Origin of the sequence: Pseudomonas sp. MYb118 (assembly GCF_040947875.1) — a bacterium.
Lineage (GTDB): Bacteria > Pseudomonadota > Gammaproteobacteria > Pseudomonadales > Pseudomonadaceae > Aquipseudomonas.
The window spans coordinates 495,176-520,421 of the sequence record NZ_JBFRXN010000002.1; the positions used below are offsets into that span (position 1 = coordinate 495,176).

A 25,246-nucleotide genomic window follows, 5' to 3' on the forward strand; every position below is an offset into this window, starting at 1 on the left:
CATCTGTGATGAAATGCGACCCCAATCTTTATCGCGCCGCGCCGCCATCACTCGCCGTGAAACCCCGTCTGATTCGTCACCTGCTGCTGCCACCGCTGATCATCGCCCTGATGGTCGGGCTGGGTTATCTGGGCTTCTGGCTCAGTGAGCACTACGGCATTCGCAGCCTCAGCGAGAATGGCCAGCGTCAGCTCGAGCTGCACGCCCGTGCCGTCGAAAGCGAAATCAGCAAATACACCTACCTGCCCAGCCTGCTGGAACTCGAATCGAGTGTTTCCACGCTGCTGGCCGATCCGACGCCGGAGCACCGGCAAGTGGTCAACGATTACCTCGAAGGCCTGAACCGGCGCAGCCGCAGCCGGGCCATTTATGTGATGGACACCACCGGCCGCGTCATGGCCACCAGCAACTGGCGCGACGTCGACAGTTACCTCGGTGAAGATTTGTCCTTCCGCGCCTATTTCCAGAACGCCGTTCGCGGTCAGCCGGGCCGTTTCTACGGCATCGGCAGCACCAATGGCGAGCCGGGTTACTACCTGGCCCACGGCCTGGAAGAACACGGCAAGATCATCGGCGTGGCAGTGGTCAAGGTCCGTCTGGAAGCCATGGAAGAACGCTGGCAACGGGCGCGCCTGGAAGCCTTCGTCAGCGACGAGAATGGCATCATCATTCTCTCCAGTGACCCGTCGCGACGCTTGAAATCCGTGGTGCCGCTCAGCGAAGATACCAAGGAAAAACTCGCCCGCAGCCTTCAGTACTACTGGTTCCCGTTGAATGAGCTGCAACCCCTGGCCCGGGAGAAGCTGGCCGAAGGCGAGGAAAAGCTGACCTTCCCCGCCAACAGCGAGGTCGAGTCCGACGAAGAGGACATCAGCTACCTGTCGCAGACCCGCCAGTTGAGCGACACGCCATGGAATTTCACCCTGCTCACGCCCTTGCAGGACCTGCGTCGCCAGGCCATCAATCAGGGGATTCTGGTGGCCGTGGCTTTTGCCCTCGTGGCGTTCCTGCTGATCGCCTGGAACGAGCGGCGCAAGGTGATTGCCACCCGTCTCGCCGCGCGCGAGGCCCTGGAAGAAGCCAACAATCAACTGGAGCGTCGGATTACCGAACGCACCAGCGACCTGCGCGCCAGTAACGAACGCCTCAAGGGCCAGATCCGCGAACGCCGGCACGCCGAAGAGACCCTGCGCCACGCCCAGGACGAACTGGTGCAGGCCGGCAAACTCGCGGCCATCGGTCAGATGTCCACCAGCATCGCCCACGAACTGAACCAGCCACTGGCGGCGCTGCGTACCCTGTCAGGCAATACCGTGCGCTTCATGGAGCGTGGCCAGCTGGACGTGGCCAGCACCAATCTCAAGACCATCAACGATCTGATCGACCGCATGGGCCGCATCACCGCCAGCCTGCGCTCGTTCGCCCGGCGCGGTGACGACAAGGGCCAGGCCTGCCTGGGCAAGGGCGTGGATGCCGCCCTGCAACTACTCGGCTCGCGGGTCGAAAGCGCTCACTTGCAGGTGCATCGGCGCTTCGAAGAGGTGCAGGTCCAAATCGACCAGACTCGCCTGGAGCAGATTCTGGTCAACCTGATCGGTAACGCCCTCGATGCCATGCAGGCCCAGCCGCTGCCGGAGCTGTGGCTGGAAGGTGAAGCGCTGGACGGCAAATATCGCCTGCGGGTGCGCGACAACGGCCACGGCATCGACATTGATGCGCGCAAGCACCTGTTCGAACCCTTCTTCACCACCAAACCGGGCGAACAGGGCCTGGGACTTGGCCTGACCCTGTCCGCCAGCCTGGCCGCCGCCACGGGCGGGCACCTGGGTGTCGAACACCCGGCCAGCGGTGGCACCAGCTTCGTCCTCAGTTTACCGTTGGTAAGCCCTACTCCTGCCGAGCCAATATGAACAACGACCTTAGTGTGCTGATCGTCGAAGACGACCCCCATGTGCTGCTGGGCTGCCAACAGGCATTGGCCCTGGAGGACATTCCCTGCATCGGCGTGACCTGCGCCGAAGACGCGCTGGAAAAGGTCGGCGACAACTTTGCCGGGATCGTCATCAGCGACATTCGCCTGCCGGGTATCGACGGCCTCGAACTGCTGACCCGTCTCAAGGCCCGCGATCGCAGCCTGCCAGTGGTGCTGATCACCGGCCACGGCGACATCTCCATGGCGGTCGGCGCAATGCAGAAAGGCGCCTACGACTTCATGGAGAAACCGTTCTCCCCGGAACGCCTGGTGGACGTGGCCCGGCGCGCGCTGGAACAGCGCAGCCTGGCGCGGGAGGTGTCTTCCCTGCGCCGGCAACTGGCCGAGCGCGATTCCCTGGAAGGCCGGATCATCGGCCGCTCACCGGCGATGCAGAACCTGCGCGAGCTGATCGCCAACGTCGCCGACACCTCGGCCAACGTGCTGATCGAAGGCGAGACCGGCACGGGCAAGGAACTGGTCGCGCGGTGCCTGCATGATTTCAGTCGCCGCCACACCAAGGCATTCGTCGCGCTGAACTGTGGCGGCCTGCCGGAGAATCTGTTCGAAAGCGAAATCTTCGGCCATGAAGCCAACGCCTTCACCGGCGCCGGCAAACGCCGGATCGGCAAGATCGAGCACGCTGACGGCGGCACGCTGTTCCTGGATGAAGTGGAAAGCATGCCGTTGCCATTACAGATCAAGCTGCTGCGGGTGTTGCAGGAACGCACCCTGGAACGCCTCGGCTCGAACCAGAGCGTGGCGGTGGATTGCCGGGTGATTGCGGCGACCAAGTCCGACCTCGACGACTTGAGCCGCGCGGGCGATTTTCGCAGCGACCTGTACTACCGCCTCAACGTGGTGACCCTGGAACTGCCGCCGCTGCGCGAACGCCGCGAAGACATCCTGCAACTGTTCGAACACTTCCTGCAGCAATCGTCGCTGCGTTTCGACCGGGCCGCGCCGGAGCTGGACAACCAGACCCTGTCGCACCTGATGAGCCACGACTGGCCGGGCAACGTGCGCGAGCTGCGCAACGTCGCCGAACGTTTCGCCCTCGGTCTGCCGGCCTTCAAGAAGTCCGGCGCCAGCGCCGGCACCCAGGGCCTGGCCTTCGCCGAAGCGGTGGAAGCCTTCGAACGCAACCTGCTCGGCGATGCCCTGCAACGCAGCGGCGGCAACCTGACCCAGGCCAGCCTGGAGCTGGGCATGGCCAAGACCACCCTGTTCGACAAAGTGAAAAAGTACGGGCTGAGCCACTGATGGACCTGATTCTCAAAGCAACCCTGGGCGCAGCGGTGGTGGTGATCCTCGCCACCCTGGCCAAGACCCGCAACTACTACATCGCCGGCCTGGTGCCGCTGTTCCCGACCTTCGCGCTGATCGCCCACTACATCGTCGGCAAGGGCCGTTCGGTGGACGATCTGAAGACCACCATCGTGTTTGGCATGTGGTCGATCATTCCGTATTTCATCTACCTGGCGACCTTGTATGTGATGGTCGACCGGATGCGCCTGGAAGCGTCGCTGGCAGTGGCGGCGGTGGCGTGGTTGATGGCGGCGACGGTGCTGGTCAGCGTTTGGGTGCGGGTGCACGGCTGATCACCCTTTCAACCCTGTGGATAACCCTGTGGGAGCGAGCCTGCTCGCGATGGTATATCAGGCAACACGGAGTTGACTGACACACCATCGCGAGCAGGCTCGCTCCCACACAGTTCTTTTAAAGCGCTGAACAAGCTATTGCCCGTACACCTTCTGCAACTGCGACTGGGTCAGCGCGTCTTCGAAGGGCACCGGCACTGATTTCACCGCGCCGTACAGGTTGCGGTAACGCCAGTAGCTGCCCTGGTTGGTCAGTTGATAACCGCGCTCGACCACGCGCTGGCCATCCAGCACGTACCGCAAGGTTTCCTGGGCGGCTTCCGGTGGCGCCGGCAACATCAGGTCGGCAGCCAGTACGCGCATGGATTCGTCGATGCACTCGTCAAGCACCGCCGTAACCTTGGCCAGCTCCAGGCTGCCGTCGTCGATGCACTGTTTGCCGCAACGACGAATCGGCTGGCTGGCCACTTCGATGCGCATGCGGTACAGCGCCGAACCTGCGATGTCCTGGACCTGTACCTGATTGACCAGCATGAAACTGCCGCGGTCCGGGGTCAGCATCAGCTTGGGTTCGATCACCAGACGTGCAGTGACCGCGCCCTCGCCCTGCTTCAACCCGGCGGCTTGCGAGGCCTGTTGATAACGTTGTTGCAGGCGCTCCTGCAACGGCACCCCGGCCAGCAGGTCGGCCATCGGCCGCGCCTCCTTCAAAGCCACATTTTCCGCATCGCGCTGCAGGCTGCCGCTGCCCATCTGGGTGTTGATCAGACTTGCCACCAGCAGGCCGGCGAGCCCGGCGGTGTTGCCGGAACTGGCGATCAGGTTATGACTCGACGACGCGGCGTCCTGCGCCACCTTGGCGTCGATCACCGTGCTCGCGCCGACAAACGCCTTTGGCAGTTGCATGTCCACCTTCAGCCCGTGGGCCTGGACATAGGACGCCGCCCCCAGGGACCTGAAACCGGCTTCAGGCGCCGGTTTCTGTGCGCAGCCGGCCAGCGTCAACAGGGCCGACGCCGCGATCACCCTGAACGAACATTTCATTGTTCGAACGGCGTGATCATTTGCTGACGGCTGGTGTCCATGGCCTGGTAGAAGGCATTGGACAGGTTGGTGTAGGTCGGTTCGTCCCACTCGCCCTGAGCGGCCTGGACCACGGCAAAAGGTTTGAACCAGAGCAGTTTGTTGTCCGCCAGATCGACCATCATGCCCTGGCCGGTCACTTGCGCCATCGGTACGCTGGTCGGCACGAAACCGTAGTAGCTGCGGGTAGCGCCGGTGGCGAAGACGTTCACCAGCAACAGACGGTCGACGCCGTAGGTGGCCTTGATCGGTGTCAGGTCGCGCACGGTATAACCTTCACGGAAACTGGTTTTCTTGTAGGACTCGAGGTTGACCGGTTCGTTGATGCGTTTGACCTTGTAGCCCTTGGCTTCCAGCTTGGCGATGATGACATCGGGCAAGGTGTTGAGGTCGCGAACCTGCCACTTTTCGACGTTGTCGCTGAGTTTGCTGTTCACGCCCTTGTTGATGGCGTAATCGAGAATGCCCTGATTACCGGTGAGTGCCAGTACCGGCGGCGGTACTGCCGTGATCGCCACACCGATGGTTGGTTCCTTGGCATCCCAGAACTGTTGATCCAGTGGCACCGGGGGTTGAATGTTGGCGCAGCCGGTGAGGGTCAGGCAGGCGAGCAGAGTGAGCGCCGCCCACGTTCGAAAAGCGTGAAGAGTCATGGATCAAATCCCTATGATTGAAAACGTCGCTGTCTGTATCGGCAGCCACGAGCATCAGCCATAGTGGCACATTGATATATTTCTGTTCAACTGCTCAAGATCAACGGTCAGCGCCGTCCTTTGCCTCGCTGATGATCTGCCGGATAGCGCCGACAAAGGTTTCCACCGGCTGCCCGCCCGTCACCGCGTACTGCCCGTTGAACACCACCGTCGGCACCGAATTGACCCCTCGCGACAGCCACAACTGCTCTTCCTCGCGCACCTCTTTGGCGAACTCGTCGGACGCCAGTATCGCCTCGGCACGCTGTCGATCCAGGCCGACGTCCTGAGCGATCTGCACCAGTTGGGCGTGATCGGACGGGTTGCCACCATCGGTGAAATACGCCTTGAACAGCGATTCCTTCAGATTGAACTGCAACCCTTCCAGCCCGGCCCAGTACAGCAGGCGATGGGCGTCGAAGGTGTTGTAGATGCGGCTGTTGCCATCGGTACGAAAAGCGAATCCGACCTCGGCGCCACGGGCGCGGATCATCTCGCGGTTTTTCTGCGATTGCTCAGGGGTCGAGCCGTATTTTTCGCCGATGTGTTCGGTGATGTTCTGCCCTTCGGCGCCCATCTTCGGGTTCAGCTCGAACGGCTGGAAGCGGATCTCGGCCTGCACCTCATCGCCCAGTTGTTCCAGGGCCCGGGTCAGGCCGTACAGACCGACGACGCACCAGGGGCAGGACACGTCGCTGACAAAATCAATTTTCAAGGGAGCGCTCATCACGGACCTCGCAGGGTGCAAAGCCCAAACATACACCCGGATCCCCTGTAGGAGCGAGCTTGCTCGCGAGGCGGTGTGTCAGGCGACACAGTTATCGACTGATGCGCCGCCATCGCGAGCAAGCTCGCTCCTACAGGGACAGTGGTTGCGCGACGGTGATCTGCGCCCAGTGCGAGGTGTCTTCGCGATGCGCCTGCAAGTACGGCAGCACCGCCGCCAGCAGCGGCGCCTTGAACGCTTCCTGGAACCGATGCGCCAACCCCGGAATCAGGCGCAGCTGGCTGCCCTGGATATGCGCCGCCAGGTGCACGCCGTGCATCACCGGCAACAACGGGTCGGCGGTGCCGTGCACCACCAGCGTCGGCACGCGCAGTTGGTTGAGCAAGGCCACCCGACTCGGCTCGGCCAGGATCGCCATGATCTGGCGCTTCACGCCCTCGGGGTTGAAGGCGCGGTCGTAGGCCACGGCGGCCTGCTGCAACAACGCCTGGCGGTCGTCGCTGACGGTCGGGCTGCCCAGTGCCGCAAGCAGATCGGCTTGCTGCTCCAGCGCCACCTCACGATTCGGTGCGCCGCGACGCGACAGCAGTTGCACCAGCGCCGCGCTCGGGGCCGGCAACCCTTCGGCGCCGGAGGTGGTCATGATCAGGGTCAGGCTTTCCACTCGTTGTGGCGCCATGGCCGCCATATGCTGGGCGATCATGCCGCCCATGCTCGCGCCCAGGACATGGAATTGCTCGACGTGCAGGGCATCCATCAGGCCCAGGGCGTCGTCGGCCATGTCGGTCAGCGAGTACGGCGCCGCCACCGGCAGGCCGAGCTTGTAGCGCAGCACTTCGAAAGCCAGGTTGGCGTCGATGGGCGCCTGGCGCCAGGTCGACAGGCCGACATCGCGATTGTCGTAGCGAATCACCCGAAAACCTTGCTGACACAGCGCCACCACCACTTCATCGGGCCAGTGGATCAATTGCCCGCCCAGGCCCATCACCAGCAGCAGGGCCGGATCCGAGGCACGACCGATGCTCTGGTACGCCAGGCTCACCTGCGCCAGATCGACCCGTTCGGTCGGTACGTTGACATCACATCGAGACGCCGCCAGGGACGGCAGGCCGAACAAACACGCGGCCAAAAACACCACAGTGGAAAAAAATCGTGCACACATGAAAAAACACCGAAACGCAGAACCCCAGTAGAGCGCGAGTCTGATGAAGTTTGTTCAAGCGCGCTGCCACAGTTGCGTGACAGTTTGATGAAGATTGCCGAGTGGTCGCCTGCGCGCCTGCAATAACTATGTAGTGCCAACGCCTAACGGCAGTTTTCTTAAATGGCTCGCTCACGGACGGACTTCCCGCCCCTACCGAGCCAAGCCCATGACCGATAGACGCCTGCCCCGGCTACCCTCCCCCGCACTGCTCGCCCTGCCGCCCCTGAAAGCCCTGCCCCGGCACCAGGATGAAAGCCTGATGCTCGGCGCGCTGACGCGTTGGCGCGACAGCGCCGAGGGTCTGCGAAAGCTGCTTGCCAGCGTACCGTCCAGCCGCGCCATGGTTGAGCGCCTGCTCAGGCAAGAGGACCCGAACCCGCAGCAAGCACTCAGTGAACGCTGGCGCGACTTCTGGAACACTCGCGCTCCCGGCACCGCGGTCTCGCGGCAAACACAGGCCATCGAGCTTTACCGCCAGCATTTCGAGGCGGCCGCCGATTGGGCCTTCGCCCAGCGAATCATCACCGCGCAACAGCACGGGACGTTGCTGTCGATCAGCGATCCCGAAAGGGCGAAGCCCGACCCCCCGTCCATCCGCATCGAGCAACCGGCGCTGGTGCTAGGCAATGAAAGCCGCATCAAACTCCCGGGCGCCTGGGTCATCACCGCCGAACACGCGCTGAATGGCAGCCAGTTGCTGTACCTGCCCAGTCGCGCCATCGCAATTGTCCACTTCGAACGGCGCAGTGCCCTGCACGCCTGGCTGACCCAGCTGGTACCGCAGGGCCTGCCCAGGGATAACCTGCGTGTCGAGTACAGCGCGCACACCCAGCCCATCAGCGTCGGCGCGAGTGACCTGTTCGCCGTCCACCAGCAGGCGCAGGCCGATGCGCTGCGCCAAGGCAGTCGAGGCAAACCGGACGCGCAACAGCGCGCGCAAGCCCTGGCCCAGGCTGAAGAGGTGGATCGCCAGCGCAGCAACAGCCCGGTGATTGCTTCAGCGCCCAGGCTCGACACCCCGCCCCCCGAGAGCGACGAACCTGCGCTGTTCGGCAGCCTGTACGCCGACATCCCCTGGTCCGAGCGTCAGGCTGCACTGCACCAGCAACGCGAGGCATTGGACGCGCTGATCGAAGAGGTCGGCGATGGCGCCGGCCTGCAACCGTTCAAGGATTCGCTCAACGCGCTGGAGAAGGCCGAGCAGGACGCGAACAAGGCAGCTTCGACCTTGCTTCAGCATCCGCGCCCCGCAACCTTCGACCGGGAGTTCACCACGCTGTGCGCAGCGCACAAGGCCGGGCTAAAGGCCGAAGCCCAACTGCAACGGCTGCTCAAGCAACTCGATGAGGAGCAATACCGGCAGCTGCTGGCGGCGCTCGACACCCACTCGGTTGCCGCCAGCCTCAGCCTGGCAAACACGACTGACAGCGCCACGTCCCATGCACTGGCGGGCGCCTTCCTTGTCACCGTGGCGGCTTCGCCCCCCAGCGTGTTGCTCTACTGGCCGGGCACTGGCGGTGGCCTGCAACGTTTCGCCGACCGTCGCGAGCTTGAACGCCGCGTGCTCAAACTCGCACCCGCGGACAACGGCGCCAGCCTGCACACGCAGACCATCAGCGGCGACGCGCTGGAGCACGGTTTGCGGCAACTGTTCCACGACTTCGAAACACGGGCCAGAGCCCTTGCCGACGAAGCGCCTGGGCGTGACGAACAACTGGAAACGTTACGCGCCAGCGCCCTGGCGACCTTGCAGGTGCCGGTACACGCCGCCAGGAATCTGGTCTTCGCCCATCGACTGGAACAGGACCGCAGTGCCGCCCTCGCCGACCATCTGCCCGACTGGCTCGACAAACTGCCGACGCCCGATCGCAACGAACTCAGGTCCCTGATCGAAGCGTATCTGCCGGCGATGAAACGCAGTCACGAGCTACTGACCGTGGCCCTCGAACCCCGCCAGCAATTCACCCGCAAATACCTGCAAGCCCGCCTGCGCAAAGACTTCTCGATCAAGGGCTCGTTCGATGTGCAATTGCACATCCCCGATACCGTCACCTGGGAAACCCGCTACAGCGCAGGCCCCACCGGACCAGTGCCGACCTCGGTCATGGTCGCCGGCAAGAAGCGTAGCAGGATGTCGCTCGAAGCCTTGGCCCAACTCAACATCGACAGCGCGCAGTCGGTCCAGCAGGACCCGTTGTCCCAGCGCCTGGTGCTGATGCATCGGGAAGTCACCGCCGACGATGACCAGGAACGCATTCGCCTGCTCAACGGCATCACGCCAACCTACCTGCGCAAGATCCTCCCGGAACTGGACCTGCCCAACGCCTACGAGCAGCGGATTCTCGGCGCCTTCAAGGGCGCGGCCAGCGAAGCGCCGTTCGTGCGCGAGCACCGCCGCGAATGCCTGATCGAACCCTGGCGGCTGATGCTCAAGTTGCAGGGTGAATGTGCAAGGCTGCAAAAGCACATCGAGCGCGACGACCTGAAGATCCTCGACATTGCCATAGACCCTGCCACGTCCTCCGGTCAACGCATCGCTCTACTGCCGGCGCGCCTGACCGTGGGCGGCAAGGACACCCCCGATCAAGGGGCGGTGACCTTGTCCGGCGTGACATTCATCCAGGAGCAGGTCAGCGGCGTGACCCTGCTGTACTTGCCCGACAGCCCCGACGGCCAGTTCCTGCGTCGCTATGCCAACCTGGAGACAGCACGCAAGGCGCTGTTCAACCTGTGCCTGCAAGACAGGATGCTGCATTACCTGGCCGGCCGAGCCCTGCACGGTGATGCCCGCAGCCACGCCAGCCGTCTCAATGAGGCGGCGCTCAAGCACTTCGACCGGATGATCGGCGTCGGCGCGCCGTGGCCGGCATCCACCTCGCTGGCCGCGCATTTGCTCGACGCGCACATGGGCCGGCTGATCATCGCCCATCGCGACACCTCGCGCTCGAACGCCTCGTTGCAGTTGGAGCACTACGCACTGGAAGGCCCGCGTGCCTTCAACTACATCAAGATGGCCTTGGGCATGCTGCCGTTCGTGGGCAGCGCTATTGCCCTCTACGATGCCTGGGCGGCGGCGAACCAGGCCGCGTCGGCGTTCCTGCGCGGCGATGTCGGCGATGGCCTGGCGGAACTGCGCAGCGTGCTGTTGTGCCTGATCGACGCCGCCCTGGACCTGATTCCCGGCGAAGCCGCCGCGTCCTCGCTGGCCCCCACCGCACGCCACCTGACCCGCGCTCGCCAGCTGCGCGCACTGAGCGCTGGCGCCGGCTCACTGCGCGAGTCATCGACACGCCAGGCCCGTCATCTGGCCGCGCGTTTCGCGGGTTACGAATACGAGCGGCCGATTGAGTTATGGGCGCTGCAACCGGCGAGCCATGGCCTGTACCGCAATGTCTACCGGCACGCCGACGGCGACTTCATCGTGCGCCAGGGCCGCATCTATCAGGTGCAACTGAGCAAGGACAAACGCCAGTGGCGCCTGTCGGGCAACCGCCAAAAAACCTACCGCCAGCCCATTGCCCTGGATGAATCAGGGCGCTGGGACACCTGGTTCGGCGTCTACGGCACGACCTTCGAAGGTGGCGGCCTGGCCAGTGGGAATCTCCCCGGCCACCTCGCCAACGCGCTGGACCCGCTGTGGCCAGAGGCGATCCGCCAACGGCTGCCGCGCTGGTGGGTGGATCGGGCCTTTCGTCGCCACCATGAATTGACCGAGACGGCCGATGACATCGCCCTGCAGATCGACGCCCAGGTCAAACGCACCGATGCCCGGCTGGCGGCTTACGACGCCAGCGCGCAGCGTGTTCCGGCCTTGATCGAGGCTGCCGACGCGGCCTGCGGGGTCGATATCGAACTGGGCAACCGCCATTATCAGACGCTTGGCGAATTGCTGCCCCTCACCCATGGCAACAAGCGTCGGGTGCTGCTGGAGTTGCAAAGCAACGGCGCGTTGCTGCTGACCGACCGCTACAGACGACGCCTGATTTTCGACAATCACCGGGTCCAGCCGCTGCTGGACCGTGCCGATGAACTCACCGAAACGCTGGACACGACGCCGGTCGAAGCCCTTGCGCGGCGATTGGCGCTGCTGGAAGAGATCAGGAAACTGCGCCTGGACATCCTCAAGTCGTTCGACACGATTGAGGTCCGCCGGGGCAATCTCAATCACTGGTATCAGCGCATCACCCTCGGCAGCGACAGGGCCCAGATGACCCAGCAAGTCAGCGAACTGAACGCGCGCCTGAGTGAATCGAACATTCTCTACCTCAGGGCCGGACACCTGCTGGAAAGCGTGACGCGCTACGACAGCACCACGGACCTGTCGTGGTTCCTGTTGCAAAACCAGGCACAACTCAAACGCGCGCGGATCGACCGGGCCCTGTTCACGCAATTCAGCCTGCCGGAGGTGACCGCTACCCGGGCGCAGCGCAATCAGATCCTGCTCGACTGCATCGAGCAGTACCTGGCGTTTCGCCGCGACATGAAAGCCTGGACCGCCAGTTACCCGCAGCATTTCCATCTGGACGCTGTGCCGTTGCTGCTGGAAGCCCTGGAGAAAATGAGCGAGCGGGCGCGCAAGGCGCTCGACATATCGCCACCCGCCGCCACGGCCGGTCAGCGCACGAAAAAGGTCTTCCTGACCGAAAACGACCAATTGTTGATCGGTACCGAGCGCACCGAACCGGTGACCGGCCAGCGTCAATTCACCTTCACCGGGCAAGACGGCTATATGGAAATCTGGGAGCCGGCCTCGAACGGCAAATCGCGTCTGTTGAACCCGCAGACCCCACAGCCGCCCCCACCGATTCGCCGGAACCTGGAATCGCTGGAGGCCGAGGCGCGCAAACGCCTGAGCGCGCAGGCGGCCTATGAAACACGCGTGCAGTCCTACGCGTCCCAGGACATGCTGCCCATCGACCTGGAGCACATGATGCTCAGCGAGGCCAACGAACTGATCCTGCGTGCCCGCAGCATCGAAGAGCTGGCGCCGGACCATGCCCTCATTGCCCCGTTGCGCGACAAGGCCACCGAACTGACGGCCACCGGGCGCGCGCTGCGAACCCGCCAGTCGCTACAGACCCGCACGCCCACCGACGGCATGCTCGAAGACCTGCTCGGCCAGGCCGTGGTGGAGATTCGCAAGGTCAGCCCATTGAAGAACCTGGGCAAACGCCGTGACGGACGCGCCGATTACCTGCAGGAGTACGAAATCTGGGACCTGTCGCCAACGCCGGCGAGAGTGCTGTGGTATGCGCACTTTCACTACGCCAAGGCCACGGCGGCGTTGGGCGCCTTCGAGAAAGCCCACTTGAAACTGCCGGAGCATCGCTTCCTGACCCACGTCGACAATGCCGACCTGCCGTATGCGGACATTGGTCGGAAGTCGGCGGTATTGCCGTATTTCGAAAAACTCTGAAAAAACCTGGCTCGCTAACCATGCATTCCCTCTGCTCGCGATGAACGTCAACGATGACACGGGCTGTCTGAATGCCAGCGTTGGCCGGGCGATCATCGCGAGCAGGCTCGCTCCCACAGGGGCACCGCAGCAAGACGGTTATCGACAGACAGCCACAACATGAGACAAACTCAACATATCCGCACTGACATCAAATTTCCCTCATGGAGCCCCCGGTGCTTGAAATTCGCCACCTGAAAACCCTGCACGCCCTGCGCGAAGCCGACAGCCTGGTGGACGCGGCCGACCGCCTGCACCTGACCCAGTCGGCGCTGTCCCACCAGTTCAAGGAACTGGAAGAACGCATGGGCATGCCCCTGTTCGTGCGCAAAACCAAACCGGTGCGCTTCACCAGCGCCGGTTTGCGCCTGCTGCAACTGGCCGACGCGACCCTGCCCCTGCTGCGCAGCGCCGAGCGCGACATTGCGCGGTTGGCCGGCGGCACCGCCGGGCGCCTGCACATGGCGATCGAGTGCCACAGTTGCTTCCAGTGGCTGATGCCGACCATCGACCAGTTCCGCGACGCCTGGCCGGAAGTCGAGCTGGACCTGGCCTCCGGCTTCTCTTTCGCGCCGTTGCCGGCCCTGGCCCGGGGTGATCTGGACCTGGTGGTCACCTCCGACCCGCTGGAAATCGCCGGCCTCACCTACGTGCCGCTGTTCACCTACGAAGCCATGCTCGCGGTGGCCAACCAACATCGGCTGGCGGGCAAGGCCTACATCGTTCCCGAGGACCTGCTCACGGAAACCCTGATCACCTACCCGGTGGAACGCGATCGCCTGGACATCTTCACCCGCTTCCTGGAACCGGCCGACATCGAACCGGCGCAAGTGCGCACCTCGGAGTTGTCGGTGATGATGATGCAACTGGTGGCCAGCGGCCGCGGCGTGTGTGGCATGCCGCACTGGGCGCTGCATGAATACAGCTCGCGGGGCTACGTGAAAGCCAAGCGCCTGGGTGAGAAAGGCTTGTTCGCCACGCTGTACGCGGCGGTGCGCACGGACATGCTGGATGCACCGTACATGCGCGACTTCCTGCTGACGGCCAAGGACACCTCGTTCTCGACCCTGGACGGGGTCAGCGCGGTCAAATAGCCAACACCATTCGGGGGATAACTCACGCTGCCTTGCGCTGCTCCAGCATCAACCGCACCGCCAGCCCCGACAGCACGAACCCCATGAAGTAACGCTGCACCGACAGCCAGGTCGGGTTGTTGACGAACCACGACGCAATGGCCGCCGCGAACAGCGCGATCAGCAGGTTGACGCAGAAACTGACGCTGATCTGGGTCAGGCCCAGCAGCAGGCTCTGGGTGAACACCGAACCGTGTTCAGGCGAGATGAATTGCGGGAACACCGAGAGGTAGAACACCGCAATCTTCGGGTTCAGGGCGCGGGTCAAAAAGCCCATGGTGATCAGCTTGCGCGAGGAGTCCGGCGGCAACTGCTGCGCCTCGAACGGTGACCGCGCCCCCGGCTTGACCGCCTGCCAGGCCAGCCACAGCAGGTACAACGCCCCCGCCCACTTCAACAGCTCATAGGCCATCGGCACCGCCAGGAACACCGCAGTCAAACCTGCGGCCGCAGCGAACAGGTGCACGAAAAACCCGGCCACCACCCCGAGCAGCGACGTCACCCCGGCCTTGCGCCCCTGACAGATCGACCGGGAGATCAGGTAGATCATGTTCGGCCCAGGCGTGAGCACCATCAGCAAGGCAGCTGCGGCGAAAATCAGCAAATCGTGAAGAGGGATCATGGGCACCGTCCGTGGGTGATCAGGCAGTCGTGGTCAACGCAGCTCGATAAAACGGCAGGATCAGGTCGCGTGTCAATGGCGCCAGGGTCAGGCCGCCGTCAGTGGTCGGGTCGATCCAGCGCACTTCTTCGATTTCCGCTGCCGGGGTGACAGCGACATCAATTGCCAGTTGAAAGACCTCGGCCTGTACGACAAAACCCGGCTCATTGGCCGCCGGCGCCGAGAACGGCCCCAGGTAAGTGGCGTGCGCCGGATCGACGATCAGGCCCAGTTCTTCTTCCAGTTCACGGGCCAGCGCCTGCACCGGTTGTTCGTGGGCCTCGATCTTGCCGCCCGGCTGCATGAAGGCTTCGGTGCCGCGCTTGCGTACCAGCAGGGTGCGGCCGTCGGGACCGATCAACAGGGCGGCGGCGATGCGGATGATGTGCGCGGAAGAAGTCATGAGCGGTGCGACCTTGGAAAAAGCCGCAAGGATCGCATGAGTCCCCCTGTAGGAGCGAGCTTGCTCGCGATGGCGCCGTGTCAGTCAATGCACTTGTGTCTGACACACCGCTTCGCGAGCAAGCTCGCTCCTACAGGGAACAGGGTTGAATCGGGTAGCCGTTTACGCCGCCTCCTGGAAATCCATCTCCGGTGGCTGGCGACGGAAGCCGCCGGTCAGCACCGCCAGGTACACCACGCCGATCGCCAGCCAGCTCAGGCCGAGGTAGATCGCCAGGTGGTCGAGGCTGACCATCAGCCACAGGTCCGCCGCCAGGCCGATGAAGGGGAACAGCAGGAACAGCACGAACTCGCGCAGGCCTTTTTTCTCGCCGCCGATCCAGTAATGGAAGATCACCGACAGGTTGACCAGGCTGAAGGCCAGGAACGCGCCGAAGTTGATGAACGAGGTCGAGGTGGTGACGTCCAGTTTCAGCGCCAGCAAGGCGACCACAGCGCACAGCAGGATGCTGTTGATCGGCGTGCCGAAGCGTTCGTGCAGGGTGCCGAAGAACGACTTGGGCAGCACACCGTCGCGGCCCATGGCGAACAACAGGCGCGAGCCGCTGGCCTGGGCCGACAGCCCCGAGGCGAACTGGCCGACGATCAGGCCGATCAGGAAGATCGAGACGAACAGGTCGCCGCCGATGTTGCGGGCAATTTCATAGGCCGCCGAGTCGACGCTGTCGAACTGGAACGACGGGTGCGCGACCTGCACGAAGTACGACACGCCGACGAAGATCAGGCCACCGATCAGGGTGATCAGCATGATCGCCCGTGGGATGGTTCGGCGCGGGTCGCGGGTTTCTTCGGTCAGCGTGCTGACCGCGTCAAAGCCCAGGAACGAGTAACAGGCGATGGCGGCACCGCTCATGATCAGCGGCATCTGCATGTCGCCGTTGAAGAACGGCTTGAGCGACCACAACGGCGTGCTCGCATCCCCGGCGACGTAATGCACGCACAGCGCGACGAACGCGATCAGCACCAGAAACTGCACCAGCATCAACAGGGCATTGACGCCATTGGCCAGTTTCAGGCCGACGATGTTGATCGCACTGGTGATGCCGATGAAGGCCAGCACCCACACCCACTGCGGCACCGCCGGGAACGCGGAGTACAGGTACGCCGCACCGATCAGCCAGATGGCCATCGGCAAAAACAGGTAATCGAGCAGTACCGCCCAACCGGCGATGAAGCCGAGCTTGGGGCTGATGGCCTTGCGCACATAGCTGTAGGCCGAACCGGCCACGGGAAACGCCGAAGCCATGCGCCCGTAGCTCATGGCGGTGAAGAACATCGCCACCAGGGCTGCCAGGTAAGCGGCAGGCACCATGCCTTCGGTGGATTGAGCGAGGATACCGAACGTGCCGAGCACGATGATCGGCGTCATGTAGGCGATGCCAAACAGCACCACCGACCCCAGTGACAGGGTGCGTTGCAAACGAGCCATGAGCGACTACTCCGCAATTATTAGATTTATGGCAGAACCGAGTTCGGTGCAGTTTTTTTTGGGTGTTGCCTTGTTGTTATTGGGTGAAGGTCAAACAGTTGTGTTGGCTGTGCGGGCCTCTTCGCGGGCAAGCCCGCTCCCACAGGGATCTTGGGCGTTCACAAAACCTGTGGGAGCGGGCTTGCCCGCGATAGGGCCGGCCCGAACAGCACAAAATCCGGATCAGCCCTTGGGAATCATCAACTCCCGCAACCCACCCGCATGCTCGACCAGCTCCCCCGGCAACTTCAGCCGCTGGTCATCGAGGTAGCGATAATCCTGGCGCGCCGCCTTGAGCTGGTTCAGGTCCAGCTCCACGGTGAACTGCCCTTCCTCGCGGCCAGCCTCGAACAGCAGCGTGCCCAGCGGATCGACCAACGCGCTGCCGCCGGCGAACAGCAGCCCGCCATCGCCCTCTTCCACGCGGTTGACCATCACCGCGAAGGCCTGGTTTTCCTGGGCGCGGGCCATGATCGCGGTGCGGTGCGTGGGGCCGTAGGGGTCCATGTTGCCGTTGGTGACGATCAGCAGTTCGGCGCCCAGTTGTGCCAATGCGCGGGCGGTTTCCGGGAACTCGATGTCGTAGCAGATCAGCAGCCCGACCCGCACACCGTTCCACAGGCAGGTGGCGTAGCGGTCGCCCGCTTCGTACACGCCGCGGTCCGACGCCCACAGGTGGGTCTTGCGGTATTTCAGCGCGATACCCTCGGGGGTGATCAACAGGGTGGTGTTGAAGAAGCGGCCGTTGTCGTTTTCGGCGGTACCGATCACCACCGCCACATTGCGCTCACGGGCAGCGGCGACAATCGCGCTGACGGTCGGGCCGTCCAGCGGTTCGGCGACACGGGCGACGGTGTCGGCGGACGGGAAGCCCATCAGGTGGCTTTCCGGAAACATGATCAGTCGGGTGTCGGCGGCGCAGGCGGCAATCGCTGCCAGTGCGCGTTCGAGGTTGTAAGCCGTAGCATTGTCACGGCCCGCCAATTGGGCGAGTTCGATCTTCATCGGTATTCCTTGTTCTGCGGGCCGGGCGCCAGAAAGATTGCCCGGTCGGTGTCTGTGCGCCAGTATGCGCAGCAAGCAACCGGTCAGGGAATCACGCGGCCGGGGTAACACCATAGGGGTAGAGCCATGACACTCTCGCTGGACGACATCGCCTGGCACCGCTCGGTGGGGCAACTGATCGACGCCCTGGACAAGCCCAATTTCTGGGCGCAACTGGTGCGCCTGCTCGACCAGTACGTGCCATGCGACAGCTGGGTGGCACTGCTGTTCAGCGCCGACCAGCACCCGCAGGTGTTCGCCGAATGCCCGGGCGAGGATGGCGGCCCCGATCCGTTGTTCCAGGACTATCTGCGCGGCCTGTACCTGCTCGACCCGTTCTACATCGCCTGCCGCGAGCAATCGCGCACCGGTCTGTACCGTTTATCGGAGGTGGCGCCGGAGCATTTCGAACTCACCGAGTACTATCAACGATACTTTCGTGTGAATGTCGTGGCTGACGAAATCCAGTTTAATTGCCAGCTCGAAGGCGAACGCACGCTGTGCCTGTCGCTGGGCAGCAAACGCCACTTCAGCGCCGAGCAGATTGCCCTGCTATCGTTGATCCAGCCATGGGTGCTCGGCCTGTTGCGCCAACGCCTGCCCTACGAAATCAACGAAATCGTGGCCCTGGCCCCCGCGCCGGCGCAGGGCGACTGGCGGGTGCAACTGGAGGCGTCGGTGCAGCAACTCAAGGGGGCGCAACTGACCGCCCGGGAGCTGGACGTCGGACGCTTGATGCTCAGCGGCTGCTCCAGCAAGGAAATCGCCCGCAAGCTGGAAATCTCCGTGGAAACCGTGAAAGTCCATAAGAAACACATGTACAGCAAGCTGGGGATCAAGTCCCAGTCCGAGCTGTTTTCGATTTTTCTGCAAGCGCAAAACGCCTGATGCCAACACCCTGTAGGAGCGAGCTCGCTCCGGGCGGCGTTCCGACGATGCGGTGTGTCAGATAACAATATTTCAACTGACACACCGCATCGCGAGCAAGCTCGCTCCTACAGGTACTGGTGTATGCAATAACCGAGTCCGAACCCAGGGAAACCGTATGAGCCTGTCACTCCTGAGCCGTTATGCCTTCTTTGCCGCGTGCGTGATTTTCACCCTCGCCAGCCTGCCCTTCCTGGAGCACGACTGGCTCTGGCCGTTCACCGCCGTGACCGGGGTCCTGAGCCTGATCGGCGTGTTCGATCTGCTGCAAAGCCCGCACGCGGTACGGCGCAACTACCCGATCCTGGGCAACATCCGCTATCTGGTGGAAGGCATCCGTCCGGAAATCCGTCAGTACCTGCTGGAGTCCGACAGCGACGCCCTGCCCTTCTCCCGCGCCCAGCGCTCGCTGGTCTATTCGCGGGCCAAGAACGAAACCGCCGACAAACCCTTCGGCACCCTGATCGACGTCTATCAATCGGGTTTCGAGTTCATCGGGCACTCGATGCGCCCGGCGCCGTTGAGCGACCCGAGCAGTTTCCGCGTCACGGTCGGCGGCCCACAGTGCACGCAGCCGTATTCGGCCTCGGTGTTCAACATCTCGGCGATGAGCTTCGGCTCGCTCAGCGCCAACGCCATTCGCGCCTTGAACCAGGGCGCCAAGCTCGGCAACTTCGCCCACGACACCGGTGAAGGCAGCATCAGCGCCTATCACCGGGAAAACGGCGGCGACCTGACCTGGGAGCTGGGCAGCGGTTATTTCGGTTGCCGCACAGCGGACGGGCGTTTCGACCCCGAACGCTTCGCCGCCCAGGCGCAGACGCCGCAAGTGCGCATGATCGAAATCAAGATGTCCCAGGGCGCCAAGCCCGGCCACGGCGGGATTCTGCCCAAGCACAAGGTCACCCGGGAAATCGCCGAGACCCGCGGCATCCTCATGGGTGAAGACTGCATCTCGCCCTCGCGCCACAGCGCGTTCTCCACGCCGATCGAACTGATGCACTTCATCAAGCAACTGCGCGAACTGTCCGGCGGCAAACCGGTGGGCTTCAAGCTGTGCCTGGGGCATCCGTGGGAATTCATGGGCATTGCCAAGGCGATGCTGGAAACCGGCATCCTCCCGGACTTCATCGTCATTGACGGCAAGGAAGGCGGCACCGGCGCCGCGCCAGTGGAGTTCACCGACCACATCGGCGTACCGATGCGCGAAGGCCTGCTGTTCGTGCACAACACCCTGGTGGGCCTGAACCTGCGGGACAAGATCAAACTCGGCGCCAGCGGCAAGATCGTCAGCGCCTTCGACATCGCCAGCGTCCTGGCCATCGGGGCCGACTGGGCCAACTCGGCGCGCGGCTTTATGTTCGCCATCGGCTGCATCCAGTCGCAAAGCTGCCACACCAACAAATGCCCGACCGGCGTCGCCACCCAGGACACCCTGCGCCAGCGCGCCCTGGTGGTGCCGGACAAAGCCCAGCGCGTCTACAACTTCCACCGCAACACCCTCAAGGGCCTGGCCGAAATGCTCGCTGCCGCCGGCCTGGATCACCCTTCGCAGTTGTCGGCCAAGCACCTGGTGCGACGCATGTCAGCCACCGAGATCAAGCTGTTCTCGCAGTTGCACGTGTTCCTCAAACCCGGGGAATTGCTCACCGGCGAGGTCAACGGCGAGTTCTATTCGCGCATGTGGCAGATGGCGCGGGCGGATAGTTTTGAGCCTAATGAAATCGTAGCGGCGTAATCCACACGAAACAGATTCACGCCTCAGGCTCACGGACCATGAACAACCGCGAGAACAGGAAACCTAACAGCAGGCTCAACAATGAATACGTCGCCACCGTCACCAGGCGACGTATCCCCCAACTGTCCGCCGCGAAGCCGATACCGAAGCTCATGGCCCCCATCAGACCGACAAAGAGCAGGTAGCGCAGCACCGAAACCCGCGCGTCGAACGTGTACAGCGCATTCACGTAAAAGCTGAAGGAAGCGGCGACACAGAATGCCAGGAAGTTACCCAGCGCCTGGTTGAGTTCGGCTGCGGTGGTCAGGACGAAAAACACCTGCCAATGAATGAGCATGTTGGCCAAGCCTATAACCGCGTAGCTCGCGAACCCTTTCCAAAAGGCTTTCATGCCGTACCCGTGAGTTTCCGGCTGCAGATCGGTTCACGCTAATAGGCGTTGGGGTGAGGGTCTACTGTCAGAAATAACAGGTGCTGGCCTATTCCTGACCAGCGGTCACAGGTCATCCCAGGGAAACCGGCAGCCTGCTTCAACCATGAAGACCCCAGGTGCCTGAGACATTCAGTAATATCGGGTTTTTGCAATTGTCACAAAATAAGGCCACCCTGCGCGCCGCCGTTGTGCGGCGCGCAACTTTTGGCGCGGCCCGCCACTCCTTATTTCAACACCCGTTCCCGAGACCGCTGTCATGACGTCCGAACGCGATCACCGAATCGACTTTTTCCGAGGCCTGGCGCTGATCTTCATTTTCTGGGATCACGTGCCGCACAATCCACTCGGGCAAATCACCCCGCGCAACTTCGGTTTCAGCGACGCCGCCGAGATATTCGTGTTCCTCGCCGGTTATGCCGCGGTGCTGGCCTACGGCAAGATCCTCAAGCGCGACGGTTACCTGTTCGCCTGCCTGAAGATCCTGCGCCGCGCCTGGGTGCTCTACGTCGTGCATATTTTCCTGCTGGCGATGTTGATGGGCATCGTGTTCTTCGCCAACAGCCACGTGGAAACCCGCGACCTGGTGGAAGAAATGGGCATGCACCATTTCATCACCGACCCGCAGCAGGCCTTGATGGATGAACTGCTGCTGCGTTTCAAACCCAACCTGATGGACCCCCTGCCGTTGTACATCGTGCTGCTGGCGGGTTTGCCGCTGGCGCTGCCGCTGCTGGTGCACAAGGCCTGGACGGTGGTGGCGATGTCCCTGACGGTGTACCTGCTGGCGCCGTGGTTCGGCTGGAACCTGGCGGCCATCAAGGACGGCGTGTGGTACTTCAACCCGGTGGTCTGGCAGTTGCTGTTTGTCCTCGGCGGCGCCGCCGCGAGCCATGGCCAGCAGGCGCGCGCGCCGGACACCCGGCCGCTGATGCGCCAGCCGCTGTTCGTCAGCGCGGCAATCTACGTGGTCGTCACGGGCGTGATCACCCTGTCCTGGCGCTGGCCCGAGATTCACGACGCCGTGATGCCGGCCTGGCTGAGCAACCTGCTGTACCCGATCAGCAAGACCGACCTGTCACCGGTGCGACTCGTGCATTTCCTGGCAATCGCCTATGTGACGGCGAAACTGCTGCCGGACACCGGCTGGACGCAGAACTGGTGGGCGCAGCAATCCTGCCGCATGGGGCGTTACTCCCTGGAAATTTTCTGCCTGGGCGTGCTGCTGGCACCACTGGCCGACATGATCAACGCCATGACCGACGATGCCTTCGCCATGCAGATCTTCACCGCCCTGGTGGGCGCCGGGTTGATGGCGCTGCTGGGGGCGTGGCTGGAGTTCAACAAACACCTGAACAGGGCGCACGCCGTACCGGCCTGAACAAGGTTTCTGTGGGAGCGGGCTTGCTCGCGAAGGCGGTGTATCAGTCAAGAATTAGTTGACTGACACTCCGCCTTCGCGAGCAAGCCCGCTCCCACAGGTGGACATCAATCCCGCAAATCCGACTCATGAATCGGCTGATCGCGGTGCGTCGCGCGCTGGTACTGCGCTGGCCAGGTGGCCTTGCGCCCGCCCAGGTCGTCGTCGGCGTGCAGCGGCCAGTACGGATCGCGCAACAACTCGCGGGCGAGAAAGATGATGTCGGCCTGGCAGGTGCGCAGGATGTGCTCGGCCTGAGCCGGTTCGGTGATCATGCCGACCGTACCGGTGGCCATACCGGATTCCTTGCGTACACGTTCGGCGAAACGGGTCTGGTAACCAGGGCCCGTGGGGATTTCGGCGTTGGCCGCCGTACCGCCCGAGGACACGTCGATCAGGTCCACCCCCAGGTCTTTCAAGCGGCGAGCCAGTTCGACGGTCTCATCAGGGTTCCAGCCGTCCTCAACCCAGTCGGTGGCCGACACCCGGACAAACACCGGCAGCTCTTCGGGCCACACCGCGCGCACCGCTTCGGTGACTTGCAACACCAGGCGAATGCGGTTTTCGAACGAACCACCATATTGATCGCGCCGCTGGTTGCTCAGCGGTGACAGAAACTGATGCAGCAGATAGCCATGGGCGGCGTGGACTTCCACCACCTTGAAACCGGCGGTCAACGCGCGTTTGGCCGAGGCCACGAAGGCCTGGATGACGTCGGCGATCTGGCCTTCATCGAGCTGTTTGGGTTGGGTGTGTTGCGGGTCGAATGCGATCGGCGACGGGCCGACCGGGGTCCAGCCACCGTCTTCGACTTTTACGCTGCCGTGCTTGCCGATCCACGGCCGGTGTGTGCTGGCCTTGCGCCCGGCGTGTGCCAGTTGAATGCCCGCCACAGCCCCCTGCGCGGCAATGAACCGGGTGATGCGTTGCAGCGGCTCGATCTGTTCATCGTTCCACAAGCCCAGGTCTTCGGCGGTGATGCGCCCGTCGGCGGCGACCGCCGTGGCCTCGGTGAAAATCAGCCCCGCCCCACCCACGGCGCGGCTGCCAAGGTGTACCAGGTGCCAGTCATTGGCCAGGCCATCGACACTGGAATACTGGCACATCGGCGACACGGCGATGCGGTTGAGCAGGGTCAGTTGGCGAAGGGTAAAGGGTTCGAGCAGCAGACTCATGGGGCACCTCTCTTATCAGTGGTCAGGCTCCAGGGTTCTGTTTGACAAGTCGACGAGTGACAGGAAAAAGGCGCAGCACCCGCCCCCGCGGGCAAAAGATTCGACAAGACGTCACAAGGCCAATCAAGCAGTGCTTAGAGCCTAGTCGACATCAGAGAGGATTGCGGGGTTCCTACCGGTTTGCCCGATTCCCCCGACACCCCGACTCCCCTGTAGGAGCGAGCTTGCTCGCGATGGCGGTGTGTCAGTCAATACACATGTGTCTGACACACCGCATCGCGAGCAAGCTCGCTCCTACCGCGGTTCGATGTGGGCAATCATCAACTGCACGGTTTCCACGCCACGGAACTCGTTGAGGTCGAGTTTGTAGGCCAGTTCGACCCACTTGATCGTCGGGTTCGGCCAGATGTCGCGGTCGATGCCGAAGGCGATGCCGTCCAGCTTCACCGTGCCACACTCGCTTTTGAGCACCACCTTGAGGTGACGTTCACCGACGACACGCTGCTCCACCAGTTGGAACACCCCGTGAAACAGCGGCTCGGGAAAGTGCTGGCCCCAGGGACCGGCGTGGCGCAAGGCACGGGCCAGTTCGAGGTGAAATTCCTCGACGGCCAATGTGCCGTCCGACAGCAGGCGCCCGGTCAGGTCTTCTTCGCGCAATTGCCTGCGCACTTCCGCGTCGAAGGCTTCGGCGAACAAGGGAAAATTCGCCTCAGGCAAGGTCAGGCCCGCGGCCATGGCATGGCCGCCGTATTTGCTGATCAGGTCGGGGTGCTGCGCCGCGACCACGCTCAAGGCATCGCGGATATGAAACCCCTGGACCGAACGCCCCGAGCCCTTGAGCAAACCATCGCCGGCATCGGCAAAGGCGATGGTCGGGCGGAAATAGCGCTCTTTCATCCGCGAGGCGAGGATACCGATAACCCCCTGGTGCCACTCCGGATCGAACAGGCACAGGCCGAATGGCATCGACTCCACCGGCAGGTCCTTGAGCTGCGCCATGGCCTCGCGCTGCATGCCTTGCTCGATGGACTTGCGGTCCTGGTTCATGCCGTCCAGTTGTGCGGCCATTTCCCGGGCCAGACCGGCGTTGTCGGTGAGCAGGCATTCGATGCCCAGGCTCATGTCATCCAGGCGCCCCGCCGCGTTCAAGCGCGGGCCGACGATAAAGCCCAGGTCGGTGGAGGTGATGCGTGCGTGGTCACGCTTGGCCACTTCGAGGATCGCCTTGATCCCCGGCCGCGCGCGCCCGGCGCGGATGCGCTCCAGGCCCTGATGCACGAGAATGCGGTTGTTGGCGTCCAGCGGCACCACGTCGGCCACGCTGCCCAGTGCCACCAGATCGAGCAATTCGCCGATGTTCGGCTGTGGCTTGCTGTCGTACCAGCCAAGGCTGCGCAAACGCGCGCGCAAGGCCATCAGCACATAAAAAATCACCCCGACGCCCGCCAGCGCCTTGCTCGGAAAGTCGCACCCAGGCTGGTTCGGATTGACGATGGCATCGGCCAGCGGCAGTTCGTCGCCTGGCAAGTGGTGGTCGGTGACCAGCACCTTCAGACCGGCCTTTTTCGCTGCCGCCACACCTTCGACACTGGAAATGCCGTTGTCCACGGTGATCAACAGTTGCGGCGTGCGGGTCAACGCCACGTCGACGATTTCCGGCGTCAGGCCGTAACCGTATTCGAAGCGGTTCGGCACCAGATAGTCGACATGCGCGGCGCCCAACAGACGCAAACCCAGCGTGCCGACCGTACTGGCGGTGGCGCCGTCCGCGTCGAAGTCACCGACGATCAGAATCCGCTGGCGTTGCTCCAGCGCTGTCACCAGCAAATCCACCGCCGCGTCGATCCCCTTGAGCTGCTGGAACGGAATCAGCCGCGCCAGGCTCTTGTCCAGTTCAGCTTCGCTCGACACGCCCCGCGCCGCATACAGACGCGTCAGCAGCGGCGGCAGATCGCCGAGAAATGGCAGGGTTTCGGGCAACAGGCGAGGTTCGATACGCATGGGGTGACAGATGCTTCTCTTGAAGATGTAGGGTAAACCTGAGCGACGCG

19 protein-coding genes are annotated in these 25,246 nt (G+C 63.3%); 8 read left to right on the plus strand and 11 right to left on the minus strand.

What is annotated here, in order from left to right; all coding sequences use genetic code 11:
- The first annotated feature begins 8 nt into the window (after positions 1-8).
- From ABVN20_RS08050 to ABVN20_RS08060, 3 genes are read left to right on the plus strand one after another with little or no spacing between them, the layout of a single operon-like run.
- A complete protein-coding gene (locus ABVN20_RS08050; RefSeq protein ID WP_368555108.1) occupies positions 9-1,910 on the plus strand; it encodes an ATP-binding protein in 1,902 nt (633 codons plus the stop codon).
- Positions 1,907-3,235: a sigma-54-dependent transcriptional regulator gene (locus ABVN20_RS08055; protein WP_368555110.1), complete on the plus strand. Its 1,329-nt coding sequence runs from the start codon at positions 1,907-1,909 to the stop codon at positions 3,233-3,235. Before ABVN20_RS08050 ends, ABVN20_RS08055 begins: the two co-directional genes overlap by 4 nt.
- 8 nt (positions 3,236-3,243) lie before the next feature.
- Positions 3,244-3,573, plus strand: coding sequence for a GlpM family protein (locus ABVN20_RS08060; protein ID WP_368557679.1), 330 nt, complete (start codon positions 3,244-3,246; stop codon positions 3,571-3,573).
- A gap of 135 nt (positions 3,574-3,708) precedes the next feature.
- On the opposite strand, the gene ABVN20_RS08065 is transcribed toward ABVN20_RS08060, so the two are convergent.
- The 4 genes from ABVN20_RS08065 to ABVN20_RS08080 all read right to left on the minus strand — a co-directional run bounded on the left by ABVN20_RS08065 (position 3,709) and on the right by ABVN20_RS08080 (position 7,237).
- Positions 3,709-4,617 (minus strand): hypothetical protein, encoded by a 909-nt coding sequence (locus tag ABVN20_RS08065; protein ID WP_368555111.1) that lies wholly within the window; start codon positions 4,615-4,617, stop codon positions 3,709-3,711.
- Positions 4,614-5,309, minus strand: coding sequence for a hypothetical protein (locus ABVN20_RS08070; RefSeq protein ID WP_368555112.1), 696 nt, complete (start codon positions 5,307-5,309; stop codon positions 4,614-4,616). Before ABVN20_RS08070 ends, ABVN20_RS08065 begins: the two co-directional genes overlap by 4 nt.
- A 100-nt stretch (positions 5,310-5,409) precedes the next feature.
- Complete coding sequence (locus tag ABVN20_RS08075) at positions 5,410-6,075, minus strand: DsbA family oxidoreductase (protein ID WP_368555113.1); 666 nt, start codon at positions 6,073-6,075, stop codon at positions 5,410-5,412.
- A 130-nt stretch (positions 6,076-6,205) separates the two neighbouring features.
- On the minus strand, positions 6,206-7,237 hold the full coding sequence (locus tag ABVN20_RS08080; protein WP_368555115.1) for an alpha/beta fold hydrolase: 1,032 nt from the start codon (positions 7,235-7,237) through the stop codon (positions 6,206-6,208).
- A 208-nt stretch (positions 7,238-7,445) separates the two neighbouring features.
- Here ABVN20_RS08080 and ABVN20_RS08085 point away from each other — a divergent pair, with 208 nt between their 5' ends.
- Positions 7,446-12,695, plus strand: a complete 5,250-nt coding sequence (locus ABVN20_RS08085; RefSeq protein ID WP_368555116.1) for a DUF6543 domain-containing protein — start codon at positions 7,446-7,448, stop codon at positions 12,693-12,695.
- Positions 12,696-12,910: 215 nt separating this feature from the next.
- Positions 12,911-13,828: a transcriptional regulator MetR gene (gene metR / locus ABVN20_RS08090; protein WP_368555118.1), complete on the plus strand. Its 918-nt coding sequence runs from the start codon at positions 12,911-12,913 to the stop codon at positions 13,826-13,828.
- Positions 13,829-13,850: 22 nt separating this feature from the next.
- On the opposite strand, the gene ABVN20_RS08095 is transcribed toward metR, so the two are convergent.
- The 4 genes from ABVN20_RS08095 to ABVN20_RS08110 all read right to left on the minus strand — a co-directional run bounded on the left by ABVN20_RS08095 (position 13,851) and on the right by ABVN20_RS08110 (position 17,463).
- Positions 13,851-14,489 carry a LysE family translocator gene (locus tag ABVN20_RS08095; protein ID WP_368555119.1) on the minus strand — a complete coding sequence of 213 codons (639 nt, stop codon included), beginning with the start codon at positions 14,487-14,489 and terminating at the stop codon, positions 13,851-13,853.
- A 19-nt stretch (positions 14,490-14,508) separates the two neighbouring features.
- The gene (locus tag ABVN20_RS08100) at positions 14,509-14,931 is read right to left on the minus strand and encodes an NUDIX domain-containing protein (protein WP_368555120.1); all 423 of its coding nucleotides are present in this window, start codon (positions 14,929-14,931) and stop codon (positions 14,509-14,511) included.
- Between the two features lie 162 nt (positions 14,932-15,093).
- A complete protein-coding gene (locus ABVN20_RS08105; RefSeq protein WP_368555121.1) occupies positions 15,094-16,419 on the minus strand; it encodes an APC family permease in 1,326 nt (441 codons plus the stop codon).
- A 222-nt stretch (positions 16,420-16,641) separates the two neighbouring features.
- Entirely contained in the window at positions 16,642-17,463 is an 822-nt protein-coding gene (locus ABVN20_RS08110; protein WP_368555122.1) for a carbon-nitrogen hydrolase family protein, read from the minus strand.
- A gap of 126 nt (positions 17,464-17,589) precedes the next feature.
- Here ABVN20_RS08110 and ABVN20_RS08115 point away from each other — a divergent pair, with 126 nt between their 5' ends.
- Positions 17,590-18,390: a response regulator transcription factor gene (locus tag ABVN20_RS08115; protein WP_368555123.1), complete on the plus strand. Its 801-nt coding sequence runs from the start codon at positions 17,590-17,592 to the stop codon at positions 18,388-18,390.
- A gap of 157 nt (positions 18,391-18,547) precedes the next feature.
- Positions 18,548-20,167, plus strand: coding sequence for an FMN-binding glutamate synthase family protein (locus ABVN20_RS08120; RefSeq protein ID WP_368555124.1), 1,620 nt, complete (start codon positions 18,548-18,550; stop codon positions 20,165-20,167).
- Positions 20,168-20,183: 16 nt separating this feature from the next.
- Here ABVN20_RS08120 and ABVN20_RS08125 read toward each other — a convergent pair whose 3' ends face one another.
- Positions 20,184-20,558, minus strand: a complete 375-nt coding sequence (locus ABVN20_RS08125; protein WP_368555125.1) for a GtrA family protein — start codon at positions 20,556-20,558, stop codon at positions 20,184-20,186.
- Positions 20,559-20,856: 298 nt separating this feature from the next.
- On the opposite strand from ABVN20_RS08125, the gene ABVN20_RS08130 reads away from it, so the two are divergent.
- Entirely contained in the window at positions 20,857-21,978 is a 1,122-nt protein-coding gene (locus ABVN20_RS08130; RefSeq protein WP_368555127.1) for an OpgC family protein, read from the plus strand.
- A gap of 107 nt (positions 21,979-22,085) precedes the next feature.
- Here the strand turns inward: ABVN20_RS08130 and ABVN20_RS08135 are convergent, their stop codons facing one another.
- Both ABVN20_RS08135 and recJ read right to left on the minus strand, forming a co-directional pair.
- On the minus strand, positions 22,086-23,192 hold the full coding sequence (locus ABVN20_RS08135; RefSeq protein WP_368555129.1) for an NADH:flavin oxidoreductase/NADH oxidase: 1,107 nt from the start codon (positions 23,190-23,192) through the stop codon (positions 22,086-22,088).
- 294 nt (positions 23,193-23,486) lie between these two features.
- Positions 23,487-25,196, minus strand: coding sequence for a single-stranded-DNA-specific exonuclease RecJ (gene recJ / locus ABVN20_RS08140; protein WP_368555130.1), 1,710 nt, complete (start codon positions 25,194-25,196; stop codon positions 23,487-23,489).
- Positions 25,197-25,246: the final 50 nt, after the last annotated feature.